Origin of the sequence: Serratia sp. ME47 (assembly GCF_903970925.1) — a bacterium.
In the GTDB taxonomy this organism is placed as follows: Bacteria; Pseudomonadota; Gammaproteobacteria; order Enterobacterales; family Enterobacteriaceae; genus Serratia; species Serratia ureilytica.
Map to the genome: position 1 here is coordinate 307,174 of NZ_CAJCKE010000002.1, position 22,860 is coordinate 330,033.

The following is a 22,860-nucleotide window of genomic DNA, read 5'->3' on the forward strand; positions in this document are numbered from 1 at the left end:
GGATGATAGACGATGATGAAAAAACTCAGCTATTTGGCGATAACAACAGGGCTTTTCCTCTCCACTTCTGCCGCTGCGGCCTCCGGCGACGGCAGTATCGAGGCGCGTCTTAACGCGCTGGAACAACGTCTGGCGCAGGCGGAACAGCGCGCCGCTCAGGCTGAAACCCGCGCCACGGCGGCGGAACGCCGGGCGCAACAGCTGGAGCAGCGTACCGCCAGCACCGAGCGGCAAACCGCGCGGGTCGCGCAACGCGCCACCGCGCTGGAAACGCAATCCCCCGCGACCGGCGCGCTGAAACTGAACGGCTTTAACGATCTGAAGCTCTACGGCGACGTGGAGTTCAATCTGGACGGCGCCAGCCGCAGCGGCCAACTGACGTCGTTGAAAGGCAGCGATCACAAGGATTGGAAACCCGGCAACAAAGAGCGCTGGGATATCAACGGCCGCATTCTGGTGGGGCTGGACGGCTATCGCCGCAATCCGGACGGCAACTTCTCCGGTTTCAGCGTCCAGCCGCTGGCGGACATGACCGGCAAAATGAACCTGGACGACGCCGCTTTCTTCTTCGGCAATGAAAAGAACTGGCAAACCAAAATCGGCCGCTTCGAAGCCTACGACATGTTCCCGCTGAATCAGGACACTTTCATTCAGTATTCAGGCAACACCGCCAACGATCTTTACGCTGACGGCTTTGGCTATATCTATATGATGAAAGAAGGCCGTGGCCGCAGCAGCAGCGGCGGAAACCTGATGTTGAGCAAATACGCCGGGGATGTCTATTTCGAACTGAACACGCTGGTGGAAGACGGCACCTCGCTGTTCCAGGACAACAGCTACCACGGCAATGCGCTGAACAATAAGAAAAACGTCGCCTATTTGCGCCCGGTGATCGCCTGGAAGAAAGAGGCCTTCAGCATCGCGGCGGCGATGGAAAGCAACGTGGTGAATAATGCCTACGGCTATCAGGACAGCCAGGGCCGCTTCGTCGATCAATCCAAGCGCAACGGCTACGGCATGACCATGAGCTGGAACACCAACGCGGCCGATCCGGATAACGGCGTGGTGGCCAACCTGAGCACCGCCTACCTGGACGCCGCCGGCGAGCAGGACTTGACCGCCGGCGTCAACGTGCTGTGGCGGCGCTTCGAACTGGGTTATATCTATGCGCACAACAACATCAAAGAGTTCAATACCGCCGGGATCGCCGCCGATATCCACAATCCGCTCAGCGAGCCGGGCAACTACGACATCCACACCGTTCACGCGTCGTATCAGATACCTAACATTATGAATATGAAGAATTTCAATGTGTATTTAGGCGCCTATGTTTCGCTGCTGGAAGCCAACGCCGAGAACAAGATCGCCAACGGCGACAACGACCAGCGTTACGGCGTGCGCGCCAGATTCAAGTATTTCTTCTGACATCGATGAACGTATTTCCGCCGCGCAGAGCGCGGCGGCATTTTAATTCAGCAAGGGGACAACATGGACATTACCGCAACCGCCAACGCGCTGTTGCCGCTGCTCGGCGGTAAAGAGAACATCGCCAGCGCCGCCCACTGCGCCACGCGCCTGCGCCTGGTGCTGGTGGACGACAGCAAGGTGGACAAAGAGGCCATCGGCAAACTGGACGGCGTCAAAGGCTGCTTCAGCAACGCCGGTCAGATCCAGGTGATCTTCGGCACCGGGCTGGTCAACAAGGTGCATGCGGAATTCATCAAGGCGGCGGGCGTCAGCGAATCCAGCAAGGCCGAAGCCGCCGATATCGCGGCGAAAAAGCTCAACCCGCTGCAGCGCATCGCCCGCCTGCTGTCGAACATCTTCGTGCCGATCATCCCGGCCATCGTCGCCTCCGGCCTGCTGATGGGGCTGCTCGGCATGGTGAAAACCTATGGCTGGGCGGATGCCGACAGCGCGCTGTTCGTGATGCTGAACATGTTCAGCTCGGCGGCGTTCATTATCTTGCCGATTCTGATCGGTTTCACCGCCGCCCGCGAATTCGGCGGCAACCCCTATCTGGGCGCCACGCTCGGCGGCATTCTGACGCACCCGGCGCTGACCAACGCCTGGGGCGTCGCCGGAGGGTTCCATACCATGAACTTCTTCGGTCTGGAGATCGCCATGATCGGCTATCAGGGCACGGTATTTCCGGTGCTGCTGACGGTGTGGTTCATGAGCCTGTTGGAAAAACGCCTGCGCAAGGTGATCCCCAACGCGCTGGATTTGATCCTGACGCCGTTCCTGACGGTCGTGATCTCCGGGTTTGTCGCCCTGCTGTTTATCGGCCCCGCCGGCCGGGCGCTGGGCGACGGCATCTCCTTCGTGCTCAGCACGCTGATCGCCCATGCCGGTTGGTTCGCCGGCCTGCTGTTCGGCGGCCTCTATTCCGCCATTGTCATCACCGGCATCCATCACAGCTTCCACGCGGTGGAGGCCGGGCTGCTCGGCAACCCCAACATCGGCGTCAACTTCCTGCTGCCGATTTGGTCGATGGCCAACATCGCTCAGGGCGGCGCCTGCCTGGCGGTGTATTTCAAAACGCGCGATGCCAAAATCAAAGCCATCGCGGTGCCTTCAGCCTTTTCCGCCATGCTCGGCATCACCGAGGCGGCGCTGTTCGGCATCAACCTGCGCTTCGTGAAACCGTTCCTGGCGGCGCTGGCGGGCGGCGCGCTCGGCGGCGCCTGGGTGGTGGCCAATCATGTCGGCATGAACGCGGTCGGGCTGACGGCGATCCCCGGCATGGCGATCGTGCAGGCCAGTTCGCTGGTCAGCTATATCATCGGCCTGGCGATCGCGTTTGGCAGCGCCTTCGCCCTCTCCCTGCTGCTGAAATATAAAACGGACGCGCAATGATGGAGGAGCTCAGCTTAATCAAACAGGCAATGCGGGCGGTCATGAACGGCCTGCCACTCGCGCTGCGCGATCCGCACCGCCCGGCCTGGCATCTGGCGCCCAGCGTTGGCCTGCTGAACGATCCCAACGGCTTCATTCAGCACAACGGCGTTTATCATCTGTTCTATCAATGGAATCCGCTGGGCTGCGACCATCGCAACAAGTGCTGGGGACATTGGCAGTCGACCGACTTGCTGCGTTGGGCGCATCAGCCGATCGCCCTGGCGCCGGGCGCCTGTTACGACAGCCACGGCTGTTACTCCGGCTCAGCGGTGGTGGCGGAAGACAAAATCACGCTGATCTACACCGGCAACGTGAAATTCCCCAACGGCTCACGCACCGCTTACCAGTGCCTGGCTCAGGAAAGCGATCGGGGCGAGTACCGCAAACTCGGGCCGGTGCTGCCGCTGCCGGCGGGCTACAGCGGGCACGTACGCGATCCGAAAGTGTGGCGTCATCAGAATGCGTGGTACATGGTGCTCGGCGCGCGGGACTTGCAGGATCGCGGCAAGGTGCTGTTACTGCGCTCCGCCGATCTGCGCGGCTGGCTCGGCGCGCGGGACTTGCAGGATCGCGGCAAGGTGCTGTTACTGCGCTCCGCCGATCTGCGCGGCTGGCAACCGCTGGGCGAGATCGCCGGTTCCGGCCTGAACGGCTTAGGCGAATTCGGCTACATGTGGGAGTGCCCGGATCTGTTCTCGCTGGACGACGCCGACGTGTTGATCTGCTGCCCGCAGGGGCTGGCGCCGCAGCCGGAACGCTACCTCAATCGCTATCAGGCCGGTTATCTGATCGGCAAGCTGGATTACCGCCAGGCGGCCTTCCGTCACGGCGAATTCCGCGAACTGGACGCCGGCTTCGAGTTTTATGCGCCGCAGACGACGCTGGCGGAAGATGGCCGCCGCTTGCTGTTCGGCTGGATGGGCGTGCCCGAGCAAGATGAAGAAGCCCATCCGACGCGACGCTACGGCTGGATCCACACCATGACCTGCCCGCGCGAGCTGTCGCTGCGGCATGGCCGCCTCCAGCAGCGTCCGGCGCGCGAGCTGCAACAGCTGCGCGGCGAACGAACATGCTGGCAGGGCCGCGCCGATGACGCCCCCGCCTGCGCGCTGGGGGCCGCGGAGCTGCAGTTGGCGCCACAGGGCGCGTTCAACGCCGCCTTTGGCGACGCAATGACGCTGAACTGGGACGGCGAAAGGCTGCGGCTGACGCGCGCTTCCCTGGCCGACGGCCAGCCGGAGCACCGTTACTGGCGCGGCCCGGTCACGCATCTGCAGCTGCTGTTCGATCGTTCCAGCGTGGAGATCTTCATCAACCGCGGCGAGGCCGTGATAAGCGCGCGCTACTTCCCGGCCATTGAGCCGCAACTGCGGCTGTCCGGAAACGCGCCGCTGGCGTTGGAATACTGGCCGCTGACGCCATGCATGCTAGAATGACGCATCCTCCGATGACTTCAGATGGCGTCAGTGAAAAAAAATAAACGTATTACCATCAGTGACATCGCCACGCTGGCCGGGGTGTCGAAATCGACCGCCAGCCTGGTGCTGAACGGCCGCAGCAAGGAATACCGGGTGTCCGACGACACCCGCGACCGCATTCTGGCGCTGGCGCACGAGCACCATTATCAGCCCAGCATCCACGCCCGCTCCCTGCGCTCCAACCGCAGCCACACGCTGGGGCTGGTGGTGCCGGAGATGACCAACTACGGCTTTGCGGTGATTTCACGCGAGCTGGAAACGCTGTGCCGCGAAGCCGGCCTGCAGCTGTTGATCGCCTGCACCGATGAAAACCCGGCGCAGGAGATGATGGCGGTGAACAGTCTGGTACAGCGGCAGGTGGACGGCTTGATCGTCGCCTCCAGCCAGTTGAACGACGCAGAATACCAGAAGATCAACGCCGGGCTGCCGGTGGTGCAGATGGATCGCCTGATCGCCGGCTCCGAACTGCCGCTGGTGATCACCGATTCGGTCAATTCGACCGCCGACCTGGTGGAAACGGTCGCGCGCCAACATCCGGATGAGATCTATTTTCTCGGCGGGCAGCCGCGCATTTCGCCGACCCGCGATCGCCTGGCCGGCTTCCAGCTTGGCCTGGAGCGCGCCGGCGTAACGTGCAAACCGGAATGGATCATCAACGGCAACTATCACCCCAGCTCAGGTTACGAGATGTTCGCTCAGCTGTGCGCACAGTTGGGGCGTCCGCCCAAAGCGCTGTTTACCGCCGCCTGTGGCCTGCTGGAAGGCGTATTGCGTTATCTGACTCAGCATCAGCTGATGGAGAGCGACATTCACCTGTGCAGCTTCGACGATCACTACCTGTTCGACTGCATGACGCTGAAGATAGACACGGTCGCGAAAGACTGCCTGGCACTGGCGCAACATAGCTTCGACAATGTCACCGCGCTTATCGACGAGCGGCCGCTGGAACAGAACGCGCTGTATCTGCCGGGCCGCATCCACTGGCGCCATGCCGGTTCCAGGGATTTATTGGCAAAGGCGTGACAGCTCTTTAGCCGTAAAAAAAGGGCGCCTGAGCGCCCTTTATCGTTTTGCTGCCGCTACTTGGCGGCGCCTTCCATGCCCACCAGCCCCACTTTCAGGTAACCGGCTTTACGCAGGGTGTCCATCACGCTCATCAGCGTTTCATAGTCCACGCTCTTGTCCGCCTGGAAGAAGATGGTGGTTTCTTTGTTCGCCTGAGTGCGTTGATCCAGCACCGAGGTCAGCTGATCGGCATTCACCGGCTGATCGCCGACGTAGAGCTGCTTGTCGGCCTTCACCGACAGGAAGACCGGTTTTTCCGGCCGCGGCTGCGGCTTGGCGGAAGAAGCCGGCAGATCGACGCGGATATCTACCGTTGCCAGCGGCGCGGCCACCATAAAGATGATCAACAGCACCAACATGACGTCGATAAACGGCGTCACGTTGATTTCATGCAGTTCGCCGCTGTCGTCCAGATCTTCATTTAAGCGCATCGCCATGACTCACCCCGCCCGCAGTTGATGTGCGTGCTGTGAGCGCTTGGCTTCCGCCGTTGCGGCCAGATCCAGATCGCGGCCCTGCAGCAGCAAGACCTGTGCCGCCACGTCGCCCACCTGGGCGCGATGGCCGCTGATGACGCGGGCGAAGATGTTGTAGATCACCACCGCCGGGATCGCCGCCACCAGGCCCATTGCGGTCGCCAGCAGCGCCTCGGCGATGCCCGGCGCCACAACCGCCAGGTTGGTGGTCTGCGAATGGGCAATGCCGATGAAGCTGTTCATGATGCCCCATACGGTACCGAACAGGCCGACGAACGGCGAGATGGCGCCGATGGTGGCCAGAAAGCCGTTGCCGCGGCCCATATTGCGGCTGTAGGCCGCCACGCGGCGCTCGAGGCGGAAACCGGTGCGCTCTTTGATGCCGTTGTTGTCGTCAGACTCGGCGGACAGCTCCAGCTCGTTTTGCGCATCGTTCAGCAGCACCGCGCTGACGCTCTCCGGGGAGAAATTTTGCGCCAGCTCGGAAGCTTCATCCAACGAGCGCGCGTCGGCCAGCGCCGACTGCTCGCGGCGCAGACGGCGCTTGGCGCGCAGCAGTTCGCTGCCTTTGGCGAACAGAATGGTCCAGGTCACGATAGACGCCAGCACCAGGCCGATCATCACCGCTTTCACCACCGCGTCGGCGTGCTGGTACATGCCCCAAATGGACAAGTCCATACCGCGGGTTTCCGGTGGCTGGATCGTGGGCGCCGGGTTCACCGGCGTGATGCTTTCCGGCGCGGCGGCTGCAGGCGCAGGCGCGGCGGCTGGCGCAACGCTTTCGGCAACGGCCGGATGGGTCGCCGGCGCAGCCTGCGCGCTGCCGGCCAACCCTACGACCAGCACCATTGAAGCCATCAGGCTGCGGCCAAAGGCCTTGCCCCACTGCGCCCGGCCCTGGCCGAACGATCCTTGATTTAAATTCTTGCCAGCCGTTTTCACGCTGTGCCTCCACCCATTACCGATCAAAATTAAGGAATAATTCAGCGTGCGATCATATCAAACCAACCGGGGATTGATAGTAGTTCTCATTATTATTTACCAAATAAACGAGAAAATTTTAGACACCTCCGCAACCAAACGCCAATCCACGCCCGTTCACCGCTAAAAGCCCCTTTTATAGGGCGATTTCGTTACTTTTCTCCCACAACGGCGCAACAACGCCACGCTGCCGAACGGCGTCTCGACCGATGAATGGGCTTCTCTCTGGCCGCTCGGCAGAAGGATGACGCGAAAAATGCGCGGGCGGCAGCCAATTATAGCCGTTTCTATATCCAGAAGTTAAAACGTCTGGATGGCTATAATAACTCATGCTAACGTAAGGGCTATCGCAAACGGGCAGTGCAGAGCAACCAGAGGTGAGCCAGGTACCATGACGTCAAAACACATCGAAACCACGCTGATCGGCGCCGGCCGCGGCAAACGCTACACCCAGGGCTCCGTCAACCCCGTGACTCAACGCGCCTCTTCCCTGGTCTTCGACTCCGTCGCCGCCAAAAAACAGGCCACCGCGCAACGCGCCCACGGCGAGCTGTTTTATGGCCGACGCGGCACGCTGACCCACTTCGCGCTGCAGGATGCGATGGTGGAGCTGGAGGGCGGCGCCGGCTGCGTGCTGTACCCCTGCGGCGCGGCGGCGGTGGCCAATGCGATCCTGTCGTTCGTCGGCGCCGGCGATCACCTGCTGGTCACCGGCTCAGCGTATGAACCGACCCAGGACTTCTGCACCCACATCCTCGGCCGCATGAACGTCAGCACCACCTATTTCGATCCGCTGATCGGCGCCGACATCGCCACGCTTATCCAACCCAATACCCGCGTGGTGTTCCTTGAGTCCCCCGGCTCCATCACCCTGGAAGTGCAGGATATCCCGGCGATGGTGCAGGCCATTCGCGCCGTGGCGCCGGACGTGGTGATCATGATAGACAACACCTGGGCGGCGGGCGTGCTGTTCAAGGCGCTGGATTTCGACATCGACATTTCCATTCAGGCCGGCACCAAATACCTGATCGGCCATTCCGATTACATGCTCGGCACCGCCGTCGCCAACGCGCGCTGTTGGGAGCAACTGCGCGAGTACTCCTATCTGATGGGGCAGATGGTGGATGCCGACACCGCCTACATGGCGAGCCGCGGCCTGCGCACCCTGAGCGTGCGGCTCAAGCAGCACGAACGCAGCAGCATTGAGGTCGCCAACTGGCTGGCCGAACGGCCGGAGGTGGCGACGGTCAATCACCCGGCCCTGCCCAGCTGCAAGGGCCACGCGTTCTACCGCCGCGACTTCAGCGGCTGCAACGGGCTGTTCTCTTTCGTGCTGAAAGAGCGGCTGGATGAGACGCAGCTGGCCGCTTACCTGGACAACTTCAGCCACTTCAGCATGGCCTACTCCTGGGGCGGCTTCGAGTCGCTGATCCTGGCCAACCAGCCGGAAGAACTGGAAGCGATCCGCCCGGCGGGCGGCGTCGATTTTTCCGGCACGCTGGTGCGGTTGCATATCGGTCTGGAGAACGTCGAAGACCTGATCGCCGATCTGGCGGCCGGCTTCGATCGCCTCAACGGCGTGCGCTAAGGCGGATTCCGGTAATTTTCTTCGTCTCGTTTAATGTCGGCTTAAGCTATTAGCGGTACACTAACCGGGTAACTGTCAGATACGGTAACCGCCGCATCCTGGAGAACGTGACCCCGGGCGCAACCGGCATGCAACAGGACATAAAATGGATGTATTACGAGAGATTATTCATGCGCTTTGGCAGCAGGACTTCATCGCCCTCGCCGATCCCAGCGTGATTTGGGTGGTTTACGCCGTACTTTTCACCACCTTGTTTTTGGAAAACGGACTGCTGCCCGCCTCCTTCCTCCCCGGTGATAGCCTGCTGTTGCTGTCGGGCGCGCTGATCGCCAAAGGCGTGATGGGCTTTGCCCCCACCCTGTTGATTCTGACCGCCGCCGCCGGCCTCGGCTGCTGGCTGAGCTATATCCAGGGCCGCTGGCTGGGCCACACCAGCCTGGTGAAAGGCTGGCTGCTGCAACTGCCGGCGCAATACCATCAGCGCGCGCATAACCTGTTCAACCGCCACGGGCTGACGGCGCTGCTGATCGGCCGCTTCCTCGGCTTCGTGCGTACGCTGCTGCCGACCATGGCCGGCATTTCCGGGCTCAACAGCTCGCGCTTCCAGGTTTTCAACTGGCTGAGCGCAGCGATCTGGGTCTGCGCGCTGGTCGGCCTCGGCTACGCTTTCAGCCAAATTCCGCTGGTGAAACGCCACGAAAGCCAGGTGATGACCGGCCTGATGCTGCTGCCGCTGCTGCTGCTGTTCGTCGGCCTGCTCGGCGCCATGCTGGTGGTCTGGCGTAAAAAACGCGCCTCCTCTTCCTGATCCCGGCGCGCTACAGCGCTTTCTCGACCAACGCCAGGCGAGGCGGCAACTTGCTCACCAGCGTATCCACCGCCAGCCGCACCTTCAGCGGCAGGTGAGGCGTGTGCGGCCACACCGCATGCGCTTCAAAGGCGGCGCCGGGCCGATCGCGCAGCAGGCGCACCAGCGCCCCGCTCAACAGCTGCTCACGCACCAGCCAACACGGCAGCCAGGCGATGCCGAACCCGGCCGTCGCCGCATCCGCAATCGCCTGCAAATCGTCCATCTGCAATCGGTTATTCGGCATCACTTCCTGCGGCTCGCCGTTCTCGTCCAGCACCCGCCAACTGCGCCGCGCGCCGGCGCGCATATAGGTCACCGCCTCGTGCTGAGCCAGTTGCTCAATGCTGTGCGGTTCGCCGCACCGCTGCAGATAGGCCGGCGAGGCGCACAGCGTCATGCGGTGATCGCCGATGCGCCGCGCCACCAGCCCATTGCTGTTGGCCAGCGTGCCGTTGCGGATCGCCATATCGAAACCGTCCTCAATCAGATCCACCACCCGATCGCTGAACGACAGCTCCAGCTCCAGGCCGGGATGCTCACGCGTCAGCTCGGTCAGCAGCGGCGCGATGCACATGCGGCCAAACAACACCGGCATCGATACCCGCAGCCGGCCACTGACCTGCCGCTTGCCCGACTCCAGCAGCGTTTCCGCGCCGCGGATCTCCTCCAGCGCCCGCAGGCAACGCTCATAGAACAACGCGCCGTCGTCGGTCAGGCTCTGGCTGCGGGTGGTGCGATGAAACAGCCGCACGCCCAGCCGCTGTTCCAGCCGGGCGATCGTTTTCCCCACCGCCGAGCGCGACAGGTGCAGCCGACTGGCCGCCAACGCAAAACTGCCCGCCTCCACGGCGGTGACGAATACCGAAATGCCGCTCAATCGATCGCTCATGGTTTGTCGCTCTAAAAGAAACAATCTGCGGAAATCTTATCGCCACTGGCGAACCTTCATCAACGATATTATCGACAGGTCGTTAATCGCAGACTTTGGAGAACATCATGACCGACACGATGCAACGCTGGACGATGGACGCCCTCGGGCGTGAACACCTGCAGCTGACCACCGACGCGATCCCGCAGCCGGGGCCGCGCGAGATCAGAGTGAAAGTGAAGGCGGTAGCGCTCAACTACCGCGACAAAATGATGATTGAAAGCGGCATGGGGCTGACGCTGCCGCAGTCGTTCACCCCCGCCTCGGACATGGCCGGCGAGGTCGACGCCGTCGGGCCCGGCGTCAGCCGTTTCCAACCTGGCGCCCGGGTCATTTCTACCTTCAGCCCCGGCTGGATCGACGGCCGGCAAAAACCGTACGGCGATGCGCGCCAGGTGCCTTACCACACCCTTGGCGGCTTCTATCAGGGCGTGCTGGCGGAATATGTGATTTTGCATGAAGACTGGTTGGTGGCGGCGCCGGCGTCGCTGGACGACGTACAGGCCAGCACCCTGCCTTGCGCCGGGCTGACCGCCTGGTTCGCGCTGGTGGAACAGGGCAAACTGCATGCCGGTGAGACGGTGCTGGTGCAAGGCACCGGCGGCGTGGCGCTGTTCGCGCTGCAGATCGCCAAAGCCCACGGCGCGGAGGTCTATGTCACCTCCGGCAGCGATGAAAAGCTGGCGCGAGCCCTGGCATTGGGCGCCAATCATGGCATCAACCGGCTGGACGGCGATTGGGTGGAGGCGATTTATGCGCTGACGCAGGATCGCGGCATCGACCATGTGATCGATACCGTCGGCGGCCCGAATTTGGGCAACTCGGTGCGCGCCGTGGCGGTGGGCGGCCGCATCTCAGTGATCGGCGTGCTGGCGGGCGCCGAGATCACCGCCCCCGCCGGCCTGCTGCTGCTGAAATCGGCGGCGATCCAGGGCATCGGCGTCGGCCACCGCCGCGCGCTGGAAGATCTGGTGCGCGCCGTGGACGCCGTCAACCTGCAGCCGGTGATCGACCAGGTATACCGGCTCGATCAACTGCCGCAGGCGTTGGATCACCTCGATCGCGGCCCGTTCGGCAAGATCGTGCTGACCCCATAGCCCGCCGCCCGGCGGCGGCTCACCCCTCCAGCATCAGCGGATTGGCGTCGCGCAGCCGGGCGACTTCATCCCCCGGCGTGACGCCAAACAGGCGTTTGAATTCACGGCTGAACTGCGACGCGCTCTCGTAGCCGACGCGGATCGCCGCGGTACTGGCCTTCAGGCCGTCATGCACCATCAGCAAACGCGCCTTGTGCAGCCGGTACGACTTCACGTACTGCAGCGGCGAGGTGTTGGTCACCGCCTTGAAGTTATGGTGAAACGCCGACACGCTCATGTTGACCTCGCCGGCCAACTGCTCGACGTTGAGGCTCTCGGCATACTGATTTTCTATGCGCCGCAGCGCCTTGGCGATCTGACTGAAATGGGTATGACGGTTGACCAGCTCCTGCAGCGACGCGCCGCAGGCGCCGCGCAGCACGTAGTAGAGGATCTCGCGCACGATCTGCGGCCCCAACACCCGAGCGTCGAGCGGCTTGGCCATCACGTCCAGCAGACGTTCGGTGGCGCACAACAGCTCTTCCGTCAGCTCGGCCAGGTTTACGCCGTTGCTCTCCGCGCGCGGCTGCATCAGGTAGTCGTCGTCGCCGATGTCGATCAGCAAGTCCTGCAGCATTTGGGTATCGATATTGACCGCCAATCCAACCAGCGGCAGCTCCGGGCTGGCGAAGGTTTCGCACTCGAACGGCAGCGGCACCGTCATCAGCAGGTAGTTGCGCGGATCGTACTGGAACACCTTGTTGCCGCAATAGCCGACCTTGTGCCCCTGAAAGATGATGACGATCCCCGGTTCGTACATCACCGGCTGGCGCGGGCAGTGGCGATCGACATACAGGATCTTCACCCGCGGCACCGGTGACGGCGTATAGCCGTTGCCGGTGGCGATAGCCATCGCCTGGCGCGCCATGCGGCTGCGCAGCGCATCGATTTCAGTCACGGAAACACCCTCTTACAGTCAGAACGATTCGGCATAAATCATAATTTAAAACTCTCTATTTCTACAGTCATCTGTAGAAATAGGCAAGAACCAAACAGGAATGTGCATTGTGCGTTACCGCCAGGTTGCTGACAATACGGGCCAGAAACCTTTGCGCCGCTTTGGCGCCCGCCTGACAGAAAGAGAGAAATCAGCCATGCAAAACTTCATTCTGCATACCCCAACCAAAATCCTGTTCGGCAAGCAGCAAATCGCCGAAGTGGCCGGCCAGATCCCGGCGGACGCGCGCATTCTGATCACCTACGGTGGCGGCAGCGTGAAGAAAAACGGCGTGCTCGACCAGGTGTATAGCGCGCTGGCCGGCCGCGACGTGCGGGAATTCTCCGGCATCGAACCTAACCCGACCTACGAAACCCTGATGAAAGCGGTCGAGGTGGTGAAAACGGAAAACATCGATTTCCTGCTGGCGGTCGGCGGCGGTTCGGTGGTTGACGGCACCAAGTTCATCGCCGCCGCGGCTCGTTATACGGCCGACAGCGATGCCTGGCATATTCTGCAGACCGTCGGCAGCCACATCACTGACGCGGTGCCGATGGGCTGCGTGCTGACGCTGCCGGCCACCGGTTCAGAATCCAACAGCGGCGCGGTGATCACCCGGAAGAGCAGCGGCGACAAGCAGCACTTCTTCTCACCGCTGGTGCAGCCGCGCTTCGCCGTACTGGATCCGGTGGTGACCTACTCGCTGCCGCCGCGCCAGGTAGCCAACGGCGTGGTCGACGCCTTCGTACACACCCTGGAACAGTATCTGACCTACCCGGTCGACGCCAAGGTGCAGGATCGCTTCGCCGAAGGCCTGCTGTTGACCCTGCTGGAAGACGGCCCGCGCGCGCTGGCCGAGCCGGAGAACTATGCGGTGCGCGCCAACGTGATGTGGAGCGCCACCATGGCGCTGAACGGCCTGATCGGCGCCGGCGTGCCGCAGGACTGGGCGACCCACATGCTGGGTCATGAGCTGACCGCCATGCACGACCTCGACCACGCGCAAACGCTGGCCATCGTGCTGCCGGCGCTGCTGCACGAGAAGAAAGCGCAGAAACGCGAAAAGCTGCTGCAGTACGCTGAACGCGTCTGGGGCCTGCGCGAAGGCAGCGAAGACAGCCGCATCGACGACGCGATCGCCGCCACCCGCGCCTTCTTCGAGCAGATGGGCGTGCCGACCCGCATGGCGGATTATCAGCTCGACGGCAGCAGCATTCCCGCGCTGCTCGACAAGCTGCAGCAGCACGGCATGACCGCCCTGGGCGAGCATCAGGACATCACCCTGGACGTCAGCCGCCGCATTTATGAAGCGGCGCGTTAATCGCAAAACGGCGATTTTTTGCTAGGCTTTAGTCTTCGCCAGCCATTTTTCGCCGCATTCTGCGCTCGGCCGATCGCCGGGCGCAGTCGGGCGCCTCAGCGCGCCGCCGCTCGTTTCGCACCCTTCGTCTTACCGCTCATTCGCAGGGAGAGCGGGGAGAAAATCGCCCTCCCGCCACCGCTGAAATTAGGCTGGCAAACCCGGCAACCGCCCATTTTGCCAACTAGAATTTATCTATAGCCGTTTCGGTGCCGCAGGCGCCGCAATCCGTACACAAGGAGATGCGCATGACAACGCAACAACCCATCATCAAACTCCACGATGGTAATCTGATGCCGCAGTTGGGTCTCGGCGTTTGGCAGGCGAGTATTGAAGAGACCACCCGCGCGGTCAGCAAAGCGCTGGAGATCGGTTACCGCTCCATCGACACCGCCGCGATCTACAAGAACGAGGAAGGCGTCGGCGCCGCGCTGCAGTCCAGCGCGCTGCCGCGCAGCGACCTGTTCATCACCACCAAGCTGTGGAACGACGATCAGGGCGATCCGCTGGCGGCGCTGGAAACCAGTCTGGAAAAGCTCAAGCTGGACTACGTGGATCTGTATCTGATCCACTGGCCGCGCCCGCAGCAGGATCAATACGTCTCCGCCTGGCGCGAGCTGATCAAACTGCGCGAACAAGGCCTGGTGAAAAGCATCGGCGTGTGCAACTTCCATACGCCGCACCTGCAGCGTCTGTTGGATGAAACCAACGTGGCGCCGGTCGTCAACCAGATCGAGCTGCACCCGTTGCTGCAACAGCGCCAGCTGCGCGCCTGGAACGCCACGCACCATATCGCCACCGAATCCTGGAGCCCGCTGGCGCAGGGTGGTGAAGGGGTATTCGACCAGCCGCTGATCAAGGCGCTGGCCGAGAAATACGAGAAGACTCCGGCGCAGATCGTGGTGCGCTGGCACCTGGACAGCGGCCTTATCGTGATCCCGAAATCGGTCACGCCGTCGCGCATCCGCGAAAACTTCGAGGTGTTTGATTTCAAACTCGATAAGGACGAACTGGGCGAGATCGCCAAGCTGGACGTCGGCAACCGCCTGGGGCCGGATCCGGATACCCTGTAACCCCCCTCAAGCCCTCTCCCGCCGGAGGGGGCTTTTCCTTCCCGCACATTGCTCCTTTGCGCCGCCTGACGTTATGATGACGACGCCGGAGGCTCCGGCCACCGGTTAACGCCGTTAAAAAAACAGACAAGCACGGAGCACCATGAAATTCTCTTTCTCACACGGGTCACGGCTGGGCATGCTTTGCATCATGCTGGTGCTGGCGGGTTGCGCCGGCAAGAAACAGCGCGTCAGCTACGATCGCCACGCCTTCGATAGCGCCATTCAAGACGCCGCCAGCGAATACGGCGTGGACGCCAAGCTGATCACCGCCATGATCCAGGTGGAGTCCGGCTTCAACCCTTCCGCAGTGAGCAGATCCAATGCGATCGGTCTGATGCAGCTGAAAGCCGATACCGCCGGCTGCGACGCCTACCGCTACAAAGGCAAACGCGGCTGCCCGGACGACGATGACCTGCGGGATCCCGACACCAATATCGATCTCGGCGCCGCCTATCTGGCCACCTTGCAAAAACAACAGCTTAAAGGGATCGCCAATCCCGTCACGCTGCGCTACGCCACCATCATCGCCTACGTCAACGGCACCGGGGCGCTGCTGCGCACCTTCTCCAGCAACCGCCAGCAGGCGATCGCGATGATTAACAACCTGTCGCCGGAAGCCTTTAACTGGCACGTGCGCAAATACCATCCCGCCCCGCAGGCGCCGCGCCATTTGATGAAAGTAGAAGCCGCTTACGAACGGTTGTAATTAGCCAAAGTAAAAAGGAGAACCCGAGGGTTCTCCTTTTTGTTTGCGCGCGGGCCTCGTCGTTACGGCTTGGCCCTGCGAATCGGTTTGCGCGGCGGTCGGTTGGACGGCGTGCGCTGCCGATTGATGTCGGTATGCTTGGTCAACGCCGGTCGGGTGTGGCGCTGCAGCCGTTTCGCTTCGCGCTGCTCGTCGATGCTCGGCGCCGGCACCAGACACTCGCGGCGGCTGCCGATCAGGTGCTGCAGCCCCATCTCTTCCAGCGCGGTGCGGATCAGCGCCCAGTTGGCCGGATCGTGGTAACGCAGCAGCGCCTTATGCAGGCGACGCTGGCGCTCGCCGCGCGGCACCACCACGTCTTCACTCTTGTACCCCACCTTGCTCAGCGGGTTTTTGCCGCTGTAATACATGGTGGTGGAGTTGGCCATCGGCGAAGGATAGAAGTTCTGCACCTGATCGAGGCGGAAACGGTTCTTCTTCAGCCACAGCGCCAGGTTCACCATGTCTTCATCGCGGGTGCCCGGGTGCGAAGAGATGAAGTACGGGATCAGGTACTGCTCTTTGCCCGCCTGCTTCGAATAGTGATCAAACAGCTGTTTGAAGCGATCGTAGCTGCCCATGCCCGGTTTCATCATTTTCGACAGCGGGCCTTCTTCGGTGTGCTCCGGCGCGATCTTCAGGTAGCCGCCGACGTGGTGGGTCGCCAGTTCCTTGATATAGCGCGGATCTTCCACCGCCAGATCGTAACGTACCCCGGAGGCGATCAGGATCTTCTTGATGCCCTCCAGCGAACGCGCGCGGCGGTAAAGCTTGATGGTCGGCTCGTGGTTGGTATCCATATAAGTGCAGATCTCCGGATACACGCACGAGGCGCGGCGGCAGGTCTGCTCGGCGCGCGGGTTGGTGCAGCGCAGCATATACATGTTGGCGGTCGGGCCGCCCAGATCGGAGATCACGCCGGTAAAGCCCGGCACTTTGTCGCGGATCTCTTCGATTTCGCGAACGATCGAATCTTCCGAACGGCTCTGGATGATGCGCCCTTCGTGCTCGGTGATCGAACAGAACGAACAGCCGCCGTAGCAACCGCGCATGATGTTCACCGAGAAGCGGATCATGTCGTAGGCAGGAATGCGCTCCTGACCGTAGGACGGGTGCGGCACGCGCTGGTAAGGCAGGGCGAAGACGCTGTCCATCTCCGGCGTGGTCAGCGGGATCGCCGGCGGGTTGATCCACACGTAGCGATCGCCGTGTTTTTGCATCAGCGCGCGGGCGCAGCCGGGGTTGGTTTCATGGTGCAAAATGCGCGAGGTGTGCGCATACAGCACCTTGTCGCCCTTCACTTTCTCGAAGGACGGCAGCAGCACGTAGGTCTTCTCCCACGGCTTCGGCTTGGCGGCGCGCACCGTGACAGGCTTGGCTTCCGGCTCCTTCGGTTTGGCGCCGTCGGCGCACGGCAGATCCTCGCCGTACGGGTTCGGGATAGGTTCGATGCGGCCCGGCTTGTCGAGGCGGGTGGAATCCACGCCGCTCCAGCCCGGCAGCGCTTCTTTACGCATCACCGCGGTATTGCGAATATCGTGGATATCGCCGATCTTCTCGCCGGCGGCCAGACGGTGCGCCACTTCCACCAGCGGGCGTTCGCCGTTGCCGTAGATCAGCATGTCGGCTTTGGAGTCCACCAGCACCGAGCGGCGCACGGTATCCGACCAATAGTCGTAGTGGGCGATGCGACGCAGGCTGGCTTCGATGCCGCCCAGCACGATCGGCACGTCTTTATAGGCTTCTTTGCAGCGCTGGCTGTAGACCAGGGTGGCGCGATCCGGGCGCTTGCCACCGACGTTGCCGGCGGTGTAGGCGTCGTCGTGGCGCAGTTTGCGATCGGCGGTATAGCGGTTGATCATCGAATCCATGTTGCCGGCGGTGATGCCGAAGAACAGATTCGGTTTCCCCAACCGCATGAAGTCTTCTTTGTTGCTCCAGTCCGGCTGCGCGATGATGCCGACGCGGAAGCCCTGCGCTTCCAGCATGCGGCCGATGATCGCCATGCCGAAGCTCGGGTGATCGACATAGGCGTCGCCGCTGATGATGATCACGTCGCAGCTGTCCCAGCCCAGTTGATCCATCTCTGCTCGCGACATCGGTAAAAACGGCGCGGTGCCATAACATTCCGCCCAATAAGGCTTATAAGAAAACAGTTCACGATCGGGTTGGATCAGGCTGGTGGTGCTCATTCTGCTGCTCTTTTTACAGGTTAATTAATCGCCGGGCGGCGATTATACGCACTAGTGGCAAAAAGAGCATGGTTATTTCGCTAACCATTCACCTCGAATTCATAAACGTCGCTGCGGCACAAGATATCGCTGAACTCCAGCGCCTCGCCCCGGGCGTTGCGGCTGGTTTGGATGATGTGCAACAACGGCGCGCCGCACGGTACGTTGAGCAGCTCGGCGACCTCGCCGCTGCAGGACACCGCCTTCAACAAAAAGTGTTTATCTTCAGGCACGATGCCGCGCGATTGCCATAACGCATACAGCGAATGCTCCAACTGCGCCGGTTCAGGCAGGAAGCGCAGCGGAATATAGGTGGTTTCCAGCGAGACCGGGCTGCCGTTCAGCAAGCGTAAACGCCGCAGTTTGACCACCTCATCCCCTTCCGCGATCCCCAGCGCCGCCGCGGCCTTGGCCGGCGCGCCGACCCGTGCGCGCAGCAGCCATCGGTTGCTGACGCTGCTGCCGTGACGCAGCGCCTGAGCGGTAAAACCGCTGTCCTTATCGAGGGAATAGCCGATACGCATCGCCACGCGGGTACCAACGCCCTGCTGCCGCGAAATCAGCCCCTTCTCCTCCAGCAGTTTCATCGCCTTGCTGACGGTGACGCGCGACAGCGCCAAACCTTCCGCCATGTGTCGCTCCGGCGGCAGAAATGCCTCCGCCGCCAGCACCTGCTGCCTGATCGCGGTTTCTATCGCCGTCGCCAGCTGAATATAGCGCGGCGCCGCCGCCCCCTGCGCCAGATGTTCACGCAGCCAGGCCATAAAATCCGTCATTCGCCCGCCCTCTTACCTATGCCATTTGTCTGGATTTCGTTTTTTATCCTATCGCCGATCCGGCGATAAGCCCCTCACATTAACTAAAATATCGCTAATGTTTTCAGAGTGGCATCACAATTTTTGCCTAATGGACTTTCATTGGATCTAGATCGCGCGTAATCTGTGCTTATTGATGTTGATACATCAATTGCACCAACACCAGGGACCCACTTTAAAAACAATAAAAAACCCGCTGCCAGCCCTAAAGGATACCCTTGATGGCCGGTAGCGGGGATATACTGTCAGCACAAACGGCCGAGAATAAGCAACGTAGCTAATGGATAGCTTGCTCACTGCTCATAGCCACATCACAGGATCCCCTTGCGGTGGGCGCAACGGATCGATGTCGGCAAATAGAAACGTTCCCGCTTCGCCAAACCCCGCTGCAGACCCACTCTTTGACTACACTCATTGGCGCCGTGCGGCCGACGTGCCTCACCCGATCAGGCGGATACCGCCCTCATTTTGACAGACCCGGCGGTCTCAGCCGCTACACACTGCGCGGAATCGGCGTCTTCACCGACAACGGAATAGCCGGCGTCAACCGCGCCAACAAAATCGCTTTTCAGTTAACTGCGGCGGCCCTCAAGGCCCTGCGCAACAGGGATCAATTGCTATGACCGATATCAATCGCAATGAAGCATGGAAGGTAGAGAGCACCGGTATCGACCGGGTGCCGGATGCGGAACAGACCGGGCGGCCCATCGAGCTGTTTTGGATCTGGTCTGCAGCCAATATCGGCATTCTCGGCGTGGTGTATGGCGCCATCATCGTCGGCTTCGGCTTATCCTTCCTGCAATCGGTGCTCGCCGCCTTGTTCGGCGTCGCCAGCTTCGTGCTGGTTGGCCTCACCAGCTTCGCCGGCAAGCGCGGGCGCACCTCTACGCTGACGCTGTCGCGAGTGATTTTCGGGCTGAAGGGCAACGTGGCGCCTACCCTGTTCAGTTGGATCAATCTGATGGGCTGGGAAGCGGTCAACGTGATCACCGGCACCCTGACGCTGGCGGCGCTGTTCGAGGCCTTCGGGCTGGGGGCCAGCCATCTGCTGACCGCGCTCAGCCTGTTGCTGTTCGCCGGGCTCACTATCGTCGTCAGCCTGCTGGGGCAGAATACCGTAGTCTGGATGCAAAGCTGGTTCAGCCGCATCTTCGGCACCATGACGCTGATCGTGGTGCTTTATATCCTGTTCAACACCGAGTGGAGCCAGGTGCTGGCGCTGCCTTCCGGCAGCTGGCTGACCGGCTTCCTGCCGGCGGTCTCGGTGATCGCCGCCGGTACCGGCATCAGTTGGGCGATCGCCGGCGCCGATTACAGCCGCTATCAAAGCCCGAATTCGTCGAGCAAAAGCATTTTCGCCGCGGTGATGGGCGGCGCCTGTTTGCCGCTGATGCTGCTGATGCTGGCCGGCATTCTGCTTTCCGTGCAGCTGCCCGATCTGGCCAACGCCGCCAATCCCATCGCGCTGATAGGCTCAGTGCTGCCCGCCTGGATGGCGATCCCTTATCTGCTGGCCGCCACCGCCGGCATCGTCACCATCGCGGTGCTCAGCCTGTATTCCGCCAGCCTTAACCTGCTGACCATCGGCGTGCAGGTCAAACAGTGGTTGGCGGTATCGATCGACGCCGTGGTAGTGCTGGGTATCGCCCTGTATGTGCTGTTCATCTCCGGCGATTTTATGGGGCCGTTCATCTCCTTCCTGGTGTTCTGCGGGGTGTTCCTGGCGGCCTGGGAGGCGATTTTCCTGCTCGATTACCTGTGCCTGCGCCGCCGCCACGGGTATGATGGCAACGCTTTGTACGGTCTGCATGGCCAGAACCGCGGCGTGCGCAAAGCCCCGCTGTTCTGCTGGTTCCTCGGCGCCCTGTGCGGCCTGCTGGTCACCAAAACCGGTTTTATCGACGGCCCGCTGGCTAAAGGCTTGTTTGCCGACTCCAGCCTGGGGCTGTTTGTGTCGTTTGCGGTTAGTCTGATCGCTTACGGTCTGTACCTGACCCAACGCAGAGAACATCAATGAATGAGTGGGAAGCTGTAACGCCTGTCCTGGTGATAGGGGGCGCGGTCGGCGATCTGGTGATGACGCTGCCGCGCCTGCCGTCCAGCGGCGAAGATATCGAAGCCCAGCCGCAGGCGCGGCAAATCGGCGGTTGCGCGTTCAACGTGGCGCGCGCGCTGACGCGCCTTGAAGTGCCGGTGATCAACGGTATGCCGGTCGGCAACGGCGAATGGGGCGCGGCGATCGAAGCCGCCATGGGCGAACTGGGGCTGGAGGTGCTGTTGCGCCACGGCCAGATGGACAATGGCTGGTGCCTGGCGCTGGTGGAGCCGAACGGCGAACGCACCTTCATCACGGTTTCCGGTTGCGAAAGCCAATGGAATAAAGCGCAGCTGGCCACGCTGCCGCTGACGGAACACACCCTGATCTACGCCAGCGGCTACGAGCTGGCGGGCGAAAACGGCGAAGCGCTGCGCGAGTGGCTGACGCGCATGCCGTTCGACCAACCGCGTCTGATCGATCCCGGCCCGCGCATCGCCCAGCTCAGCGAAGATTTCTTCGCCATGCTCAGCGACAGCCACACCCTGCTGACGCTCAACCGCGACGAAGTGGCCGCGCTGTGCGGCGCCGGCGACGCCGTGGATGCCGCGCAGCGCTATGCCGCCGCCCGTAACCTAACGCTGATCTGCCGCCTGGATCGCGACGGCGCCTGGATCTGCGACGGCCGCACGCCGCCGCTGCACGTTCCCGCCTATCCGGTGGACGTCATCGATACCATCGGCGCGGGCGATGCCCACTGCGCCGGTTTGCTGGCGGGGCTGTCCGCCGGCTGGCCGCTGCCGCGGGCGGTCGATCTGGCCAACCGGGTCGCCGCCTGCGTGGTGGCCAGCCTCGGCGCCGCCAATCCGCCGGACCGGCATCAACTGCAACAACGCTTCCCGCAGGCCTGACGTTTCAGGGCGCCACCATCCAGCGCCCTCAGCCTTACTGCGCCGCCGCCGCACTCTCCTGCGGCGAGTGGCGATAGTTGAAGCTCAACGCGAACACAATCCCCAGCACCAGCGTATACAGCGCAAACACCAGCCAGATGCTCTGCCAGTCTTTCACGCCGTCATGGCTGAAGAAATCCACCACTTCGCCGCTGGCGAGCGCCCCCACATAGGCGCCCAGACCGTTGACCATGGTCATGAACAGCCCCTGCGCGCTGGCGCGGATGCGGTGATCGGCCTCCTTCTCGACGAAAATGGCGCCGGAAATATTAAAGAAGTCGAACGCGCAACCGTAAACGATCATCGACAACAGCAGCAGCACGAAACCAAAACCGACCGGCGTGCCGTAGGCCAGGAACAGAAAACGCAGCGTCCAGGCCGCCATGCTGATCAGCATCACCTGCTTGATGCCGTAACGGCGCAGGAAAAAGGGAATGGTGAGGATAAAGAACACTTCAGAGATCTGCGACAGCGACAGCAGCACCGCCGGATACCGGACGCTGAGGCTGTCCTGATACAGCGGATTGAGCGACAGATCGTGCAGGAACGGGTTGCCGAAGGTGTTGGTTATCTGCAGCGCCGCGCCGAGCAACATGGCGAACAGGAAAAACAGCGCCATGCGCCGCTGGCGAAACAGCACCAGCGCATCCAGCCCCAGCACGCTCACCCAGCGCTTCGACTCGGCCGCGCGGTTGGTCGGGCAGCGCGGCAGCGTCAGCGAATAGGCGGACAGCAGCAGCGACGCCGCAGAAGCCAGATACAGCTGCAGATTACTGAGCTCGATTTGGCTGAAACCGACCAGCCACATTGCCAGAATGAATCCCACGGTGCCGTACACCCGCACCGGCGGAAAGTCCTTTACCGTGTCAAAGCCGTGCTTCTCCAGGCAAAAATAGGAAATGGCGTTGGAGAGCGCGATGGTCGGCATATAGACCATGGCGTTGAACAGCATTACCCAGAACATCAGCATCGGTTGCTCAACCTGCGCCGCACAGTACAGCGCCAACGCCCCGAGCAGGTGGCAAAGCGCATACAGGTAGTTGGCCCTCATCCAACGGTCGGCGATGATGCCCGCCAGGCCCGGCATGATCAGCGCCGCGATCCCCTTGGCGCTGTACACCATTCCCACCTGCATGCCGCTGAAATGCAGCGTGTTGATCATATAGGAGCCCAGCGTCACCAGCCAGGCACCCCAGATAAAGAACTGCAGGAAAATCATCACCTTCAATCGTGTTTTTATCGCCATCGCCATCACCTTGTTATTATGCT

General features: G+C 62.0%; 19 protein-coding genes. 12 read left to right on the plus strand and 7 right to left on the minus strand.

The window, feature by feature from the left end:
• Window positions 1-15 precede the first annotated feature (15 nt).
• The 4 genes from H7A77_RS03605 (at window position 16) to H7A77_RS03620 (ending at window position 5,402) form a co-directional block, all read left to right on the plus strand.
• The gene (locus H7A77_RS03605) at window positions 16-1,425 is read left to right on the plus strand and encodes a carbohydrate porin (RefSeq protein ID WP_089192637.1); all 1,410 of its coding nucleotides are present in this window, start codon (window positions 16-18) and stop codon (window positions 1,423-1,425) included.
• Window positions 1,426-1,488: 63 nt separating this feature from the next.
• The gene (locus tag H7A77_RS03610; protein WP_033644635.1) at window positions 1,489-2,859 is read left to right on the plus strand and encodes a sucrose-specific PTS transporter subunit IIBC; all 1,371 of its coding nucleotides are present in this window, start codon (window positions 1,489-1,491) and stop codon (window positions 2,857-2,859) included.
• Window positions 2,859-4,337, plus strand: coding sequence for a GH32 C-terminal domain-containing protein (locus H7A77_RS03615; protein WP_182073850.1), 1,479 nt, complete (start codon window positions 2,859-2,861; stop codon window positions 4,335-4,337). Before H7A77_RS03610 ends, H7A77_RS03615 begins: the two co-directional genes overlap by 1 nt.
• Before the next feature lie 21 nt (window positions 4,338-4,358).
• Window positions 4,359-5,402 carry a LacI family DNA-binding transcriptional regulator gene (locus tag H7A77_RS03620; protein ID WP_182073835.1) on the plus strand — a complete coding sequence of 348 codons (1,044 nt, stop codon included), beginning with the start codon at window positions 4,359-4,361 and terminating at the stop codon, window positions 5,400-5,402.
• Window positions 5,403-5,458: 56 nt separating this feature from the next.
• Here the strand turns inward: H7A77_RS03620 and exbD are convergent, their stop codons facing one another.
• Window positions 5,459-5,881, minus strand: coding sequence for a TonB system transport protein ExbD (gene exbD, locus H7A77_RS03625; protein ID WP_004937307.1), 423 nt, complete (start codon window positions 5,879-5,881; stop codon window positions 5,459-5,461).
• A gap of 3 nt (window positions 5,882-5,884) precedes the next feature.
• Complete coding sequence (gene exbB / locus H7A77_RS03630) at window positions 5,885-6,862, minus strand: tol-pal system-associated acyl-CoA thioesterase (RefSeq protein WP_072626976.1); 978 nt, start codon at window positions 6,860-6,862, stop codon at window positions 5,885-5,887.
• A 430-nt stretch (window positions 6,863-7,292) separates the two neighbouring features.
• On the opposite strand from exbB, the gene metC reads away from it, so the two are divergent.
• Together metC and H7A77_RS03640 are read left to right on the plus strand one after the other, a co-directional pair.
• Entirely contained in the window at window positions 7,293-8,489 is a 1,197-nt protein-coding gene (metC, locus tag H7A77_RS03635; protein WP_089192257.1) for a cystathionine beta-lyase, read from the plus strand.
• A gap of 145 nt (window positions 8,490-8,634) precedes the next feature.
• On the plus strand, window positions 8,635-9,297 hold the full coding sequence (locus H7A77_RS03640; protein ID WP_033644630.1) for a DedA family protein: 663 nt from the start codon (window positions 8,635-8,637) through the stop codon (window positions 9,295-9,297).
• A gap of 10 nt (window positions 9,298-9,307) precedes the next feature.
• On the opposite strand, the gene H7A77_RS03645 is transcribed toward H7A77_RS03640, so the two are convergent.
• The gene (locus H7A77_RS03645; protein ID WP_042785382.1) at window positions 9,308-10,228 is read right to left on the minus strand and encodes a LysR family transcriptional regulator; all 921 of its coding nucleotides are present in this window, start codon (window positions 10,226-10,228) and stop codon (window positions 9,308-9,310) included.
• Window positions 10,229-10,335: 107 nt separating this feature from the next.
• Between H7A77_RS03645 and H7A77_RS03650 the strand changes: the two genes are divergently transcribed.
• Complete coding sequence (locus H7A77_RS03650; protein WP_033644628.1) at window positions 10,336-11,364, plus strand: NAD(P)-dependent alcohol dehydrogenase; 1,029 nt, start codon at window positions 10,336-10,338, stop codon at window positions 11,362-11,364.
• A 19-nt stretch (window positions 11,365-11,383) separates the two neighbouring features.
• Here H7A77_RS03650 and H7A77_RS03655 read toward each other — a convergent pair whose 3' ends face one another.
• Window positions 11,384-12,271, minus strand: a complete 888-nt coding sequence (locus H7A77_RS03655; protein WP_202396379.1) for an AraC family transcriptional regulator — start codon at window positions 12,269-12,271, stop codon at window positions 11,384-11,386.
• A 226-nt stretch (window positions 12,272-12,497) separates the two neighbouring features.
• On the opposite strand from H7A77_RS03655, the gene yqhD reads away from it, so the two are divergent.
• The 3 genes from yqhD (at window position 12,498) to H7A77_RS03670 (ending at window position 15,521) form a co-directional block, all read left to right on the plus strand.
• Window positions 12,498-13,661, plus strand: a complete 1,164-nt coding sequence (gene yqhD / locus H7A77_RS03660) for an alcohol dehydrogenase (RefSeq protein ID WP_033644626.1) — start codon at window positions 12,498-12,500, stop codon at window positions 13,659-13,661.
• A 287-nt stretch (window positions 13,662-13,948) separates the two neighbouring features.
• Complete coding sequence (gene dkgA, locus H7A77_RS03665; protein WP_016930128.1) at window positions 13,949-14,773, plus strand: 2,5-didehydrogluconate reductase DkgA; 825 nt, start codon at window positions 13,949-13,951, stop codon at window positions 14,771-14,773.
• Window positions 14,774-14,915: 142 nt separating this feature from the next.
• On the plus strand, window positions 14,916-15,521 hold the full coding sequence (locus H7A77_RS03670) for a transglycosylase SLT domain-containing protein (RefSeq protein ID WP_033644624.1): 606 nt from the start codon (window positions 14,916-14,918) through the stop codon (window positions 15,519-15,521).
• 62 nt (window positions 15,522-15,583) lie between these two features.
• Here H7A77_RS03670 and H7A77_RS03675 read toward each other — a convergent pair whose 3' ends face one another.
• Entirely contained in the window at window positions 15,584-17,752 is a 2,169-nt protein-coding gene (locus tag H7A77_RS03675) for a YgiQ family radical SAM protein (RefSeq protein WP_182073836.1), read from the minus strand.
• A gap of 80 nt (window positions 17,753-17,832) precedes the next feature.
• A complete protein-coding gene (locus tag H7A77_RS03680) occupies window positions 17,833-18,567 on the minus strand; it encodes a GntR family transcriptional regulator (RefSeq protein ID WP_033644622.1) in 735 nt (244 codons plus the stop codon).
• Between the two features lie 658 nt (window positions 18,568-19,225).
• Between H7A77_RS03680 and H7A77_RS03685 the strand changes: the two genes are divergently transcribed.
• Both H7A77_RS03685 and H7A77_RS03690 read left to right on the plus strand, forming a co-directional pair.
• Window positions 19,226-20,623 (plus strand): cytosine permease, encoded by a 1,398-nt coding sequence (locus H7A77_RS03685; protein ID WP_042785387.1) that lies wholly within the window; start codon window positions 19,226-19,228, stop codon window positions 20,621-20,623.
• Window positions 20,620-21,552, plus strand: a complete 933-nt coding sequence (locus H7A77_RS03690) for a PfkB family carbohydrate kinase (protein WP_182073837.1) — start codon at window positions 20,620-20,622, stop codon at window positions 21,550-21,552. Before H7A77_RS03685 ends, H7A77_RS03690 begins: the two co-directional genes overlap by 4 nt.
• A 34-nt stretch (window positions 21,553-21,586) precedes the next feature.
• Here the strand turns inward: H7A77_RS03690 and H7A77_RS03695 are convergent, their stop codons facing one another.
• A complete protein-coding gene (locus tag H7A77_RS03695; RefSeq protein WP_033651349.1) occupies window positions 21,587-22,837 on the minus strand; it encodes a nucleoside permease in 1,251 nt (416 codons plus the stop codon).
• Window positions 22,838-22,860: the final 23 nt, after the last annotated feature.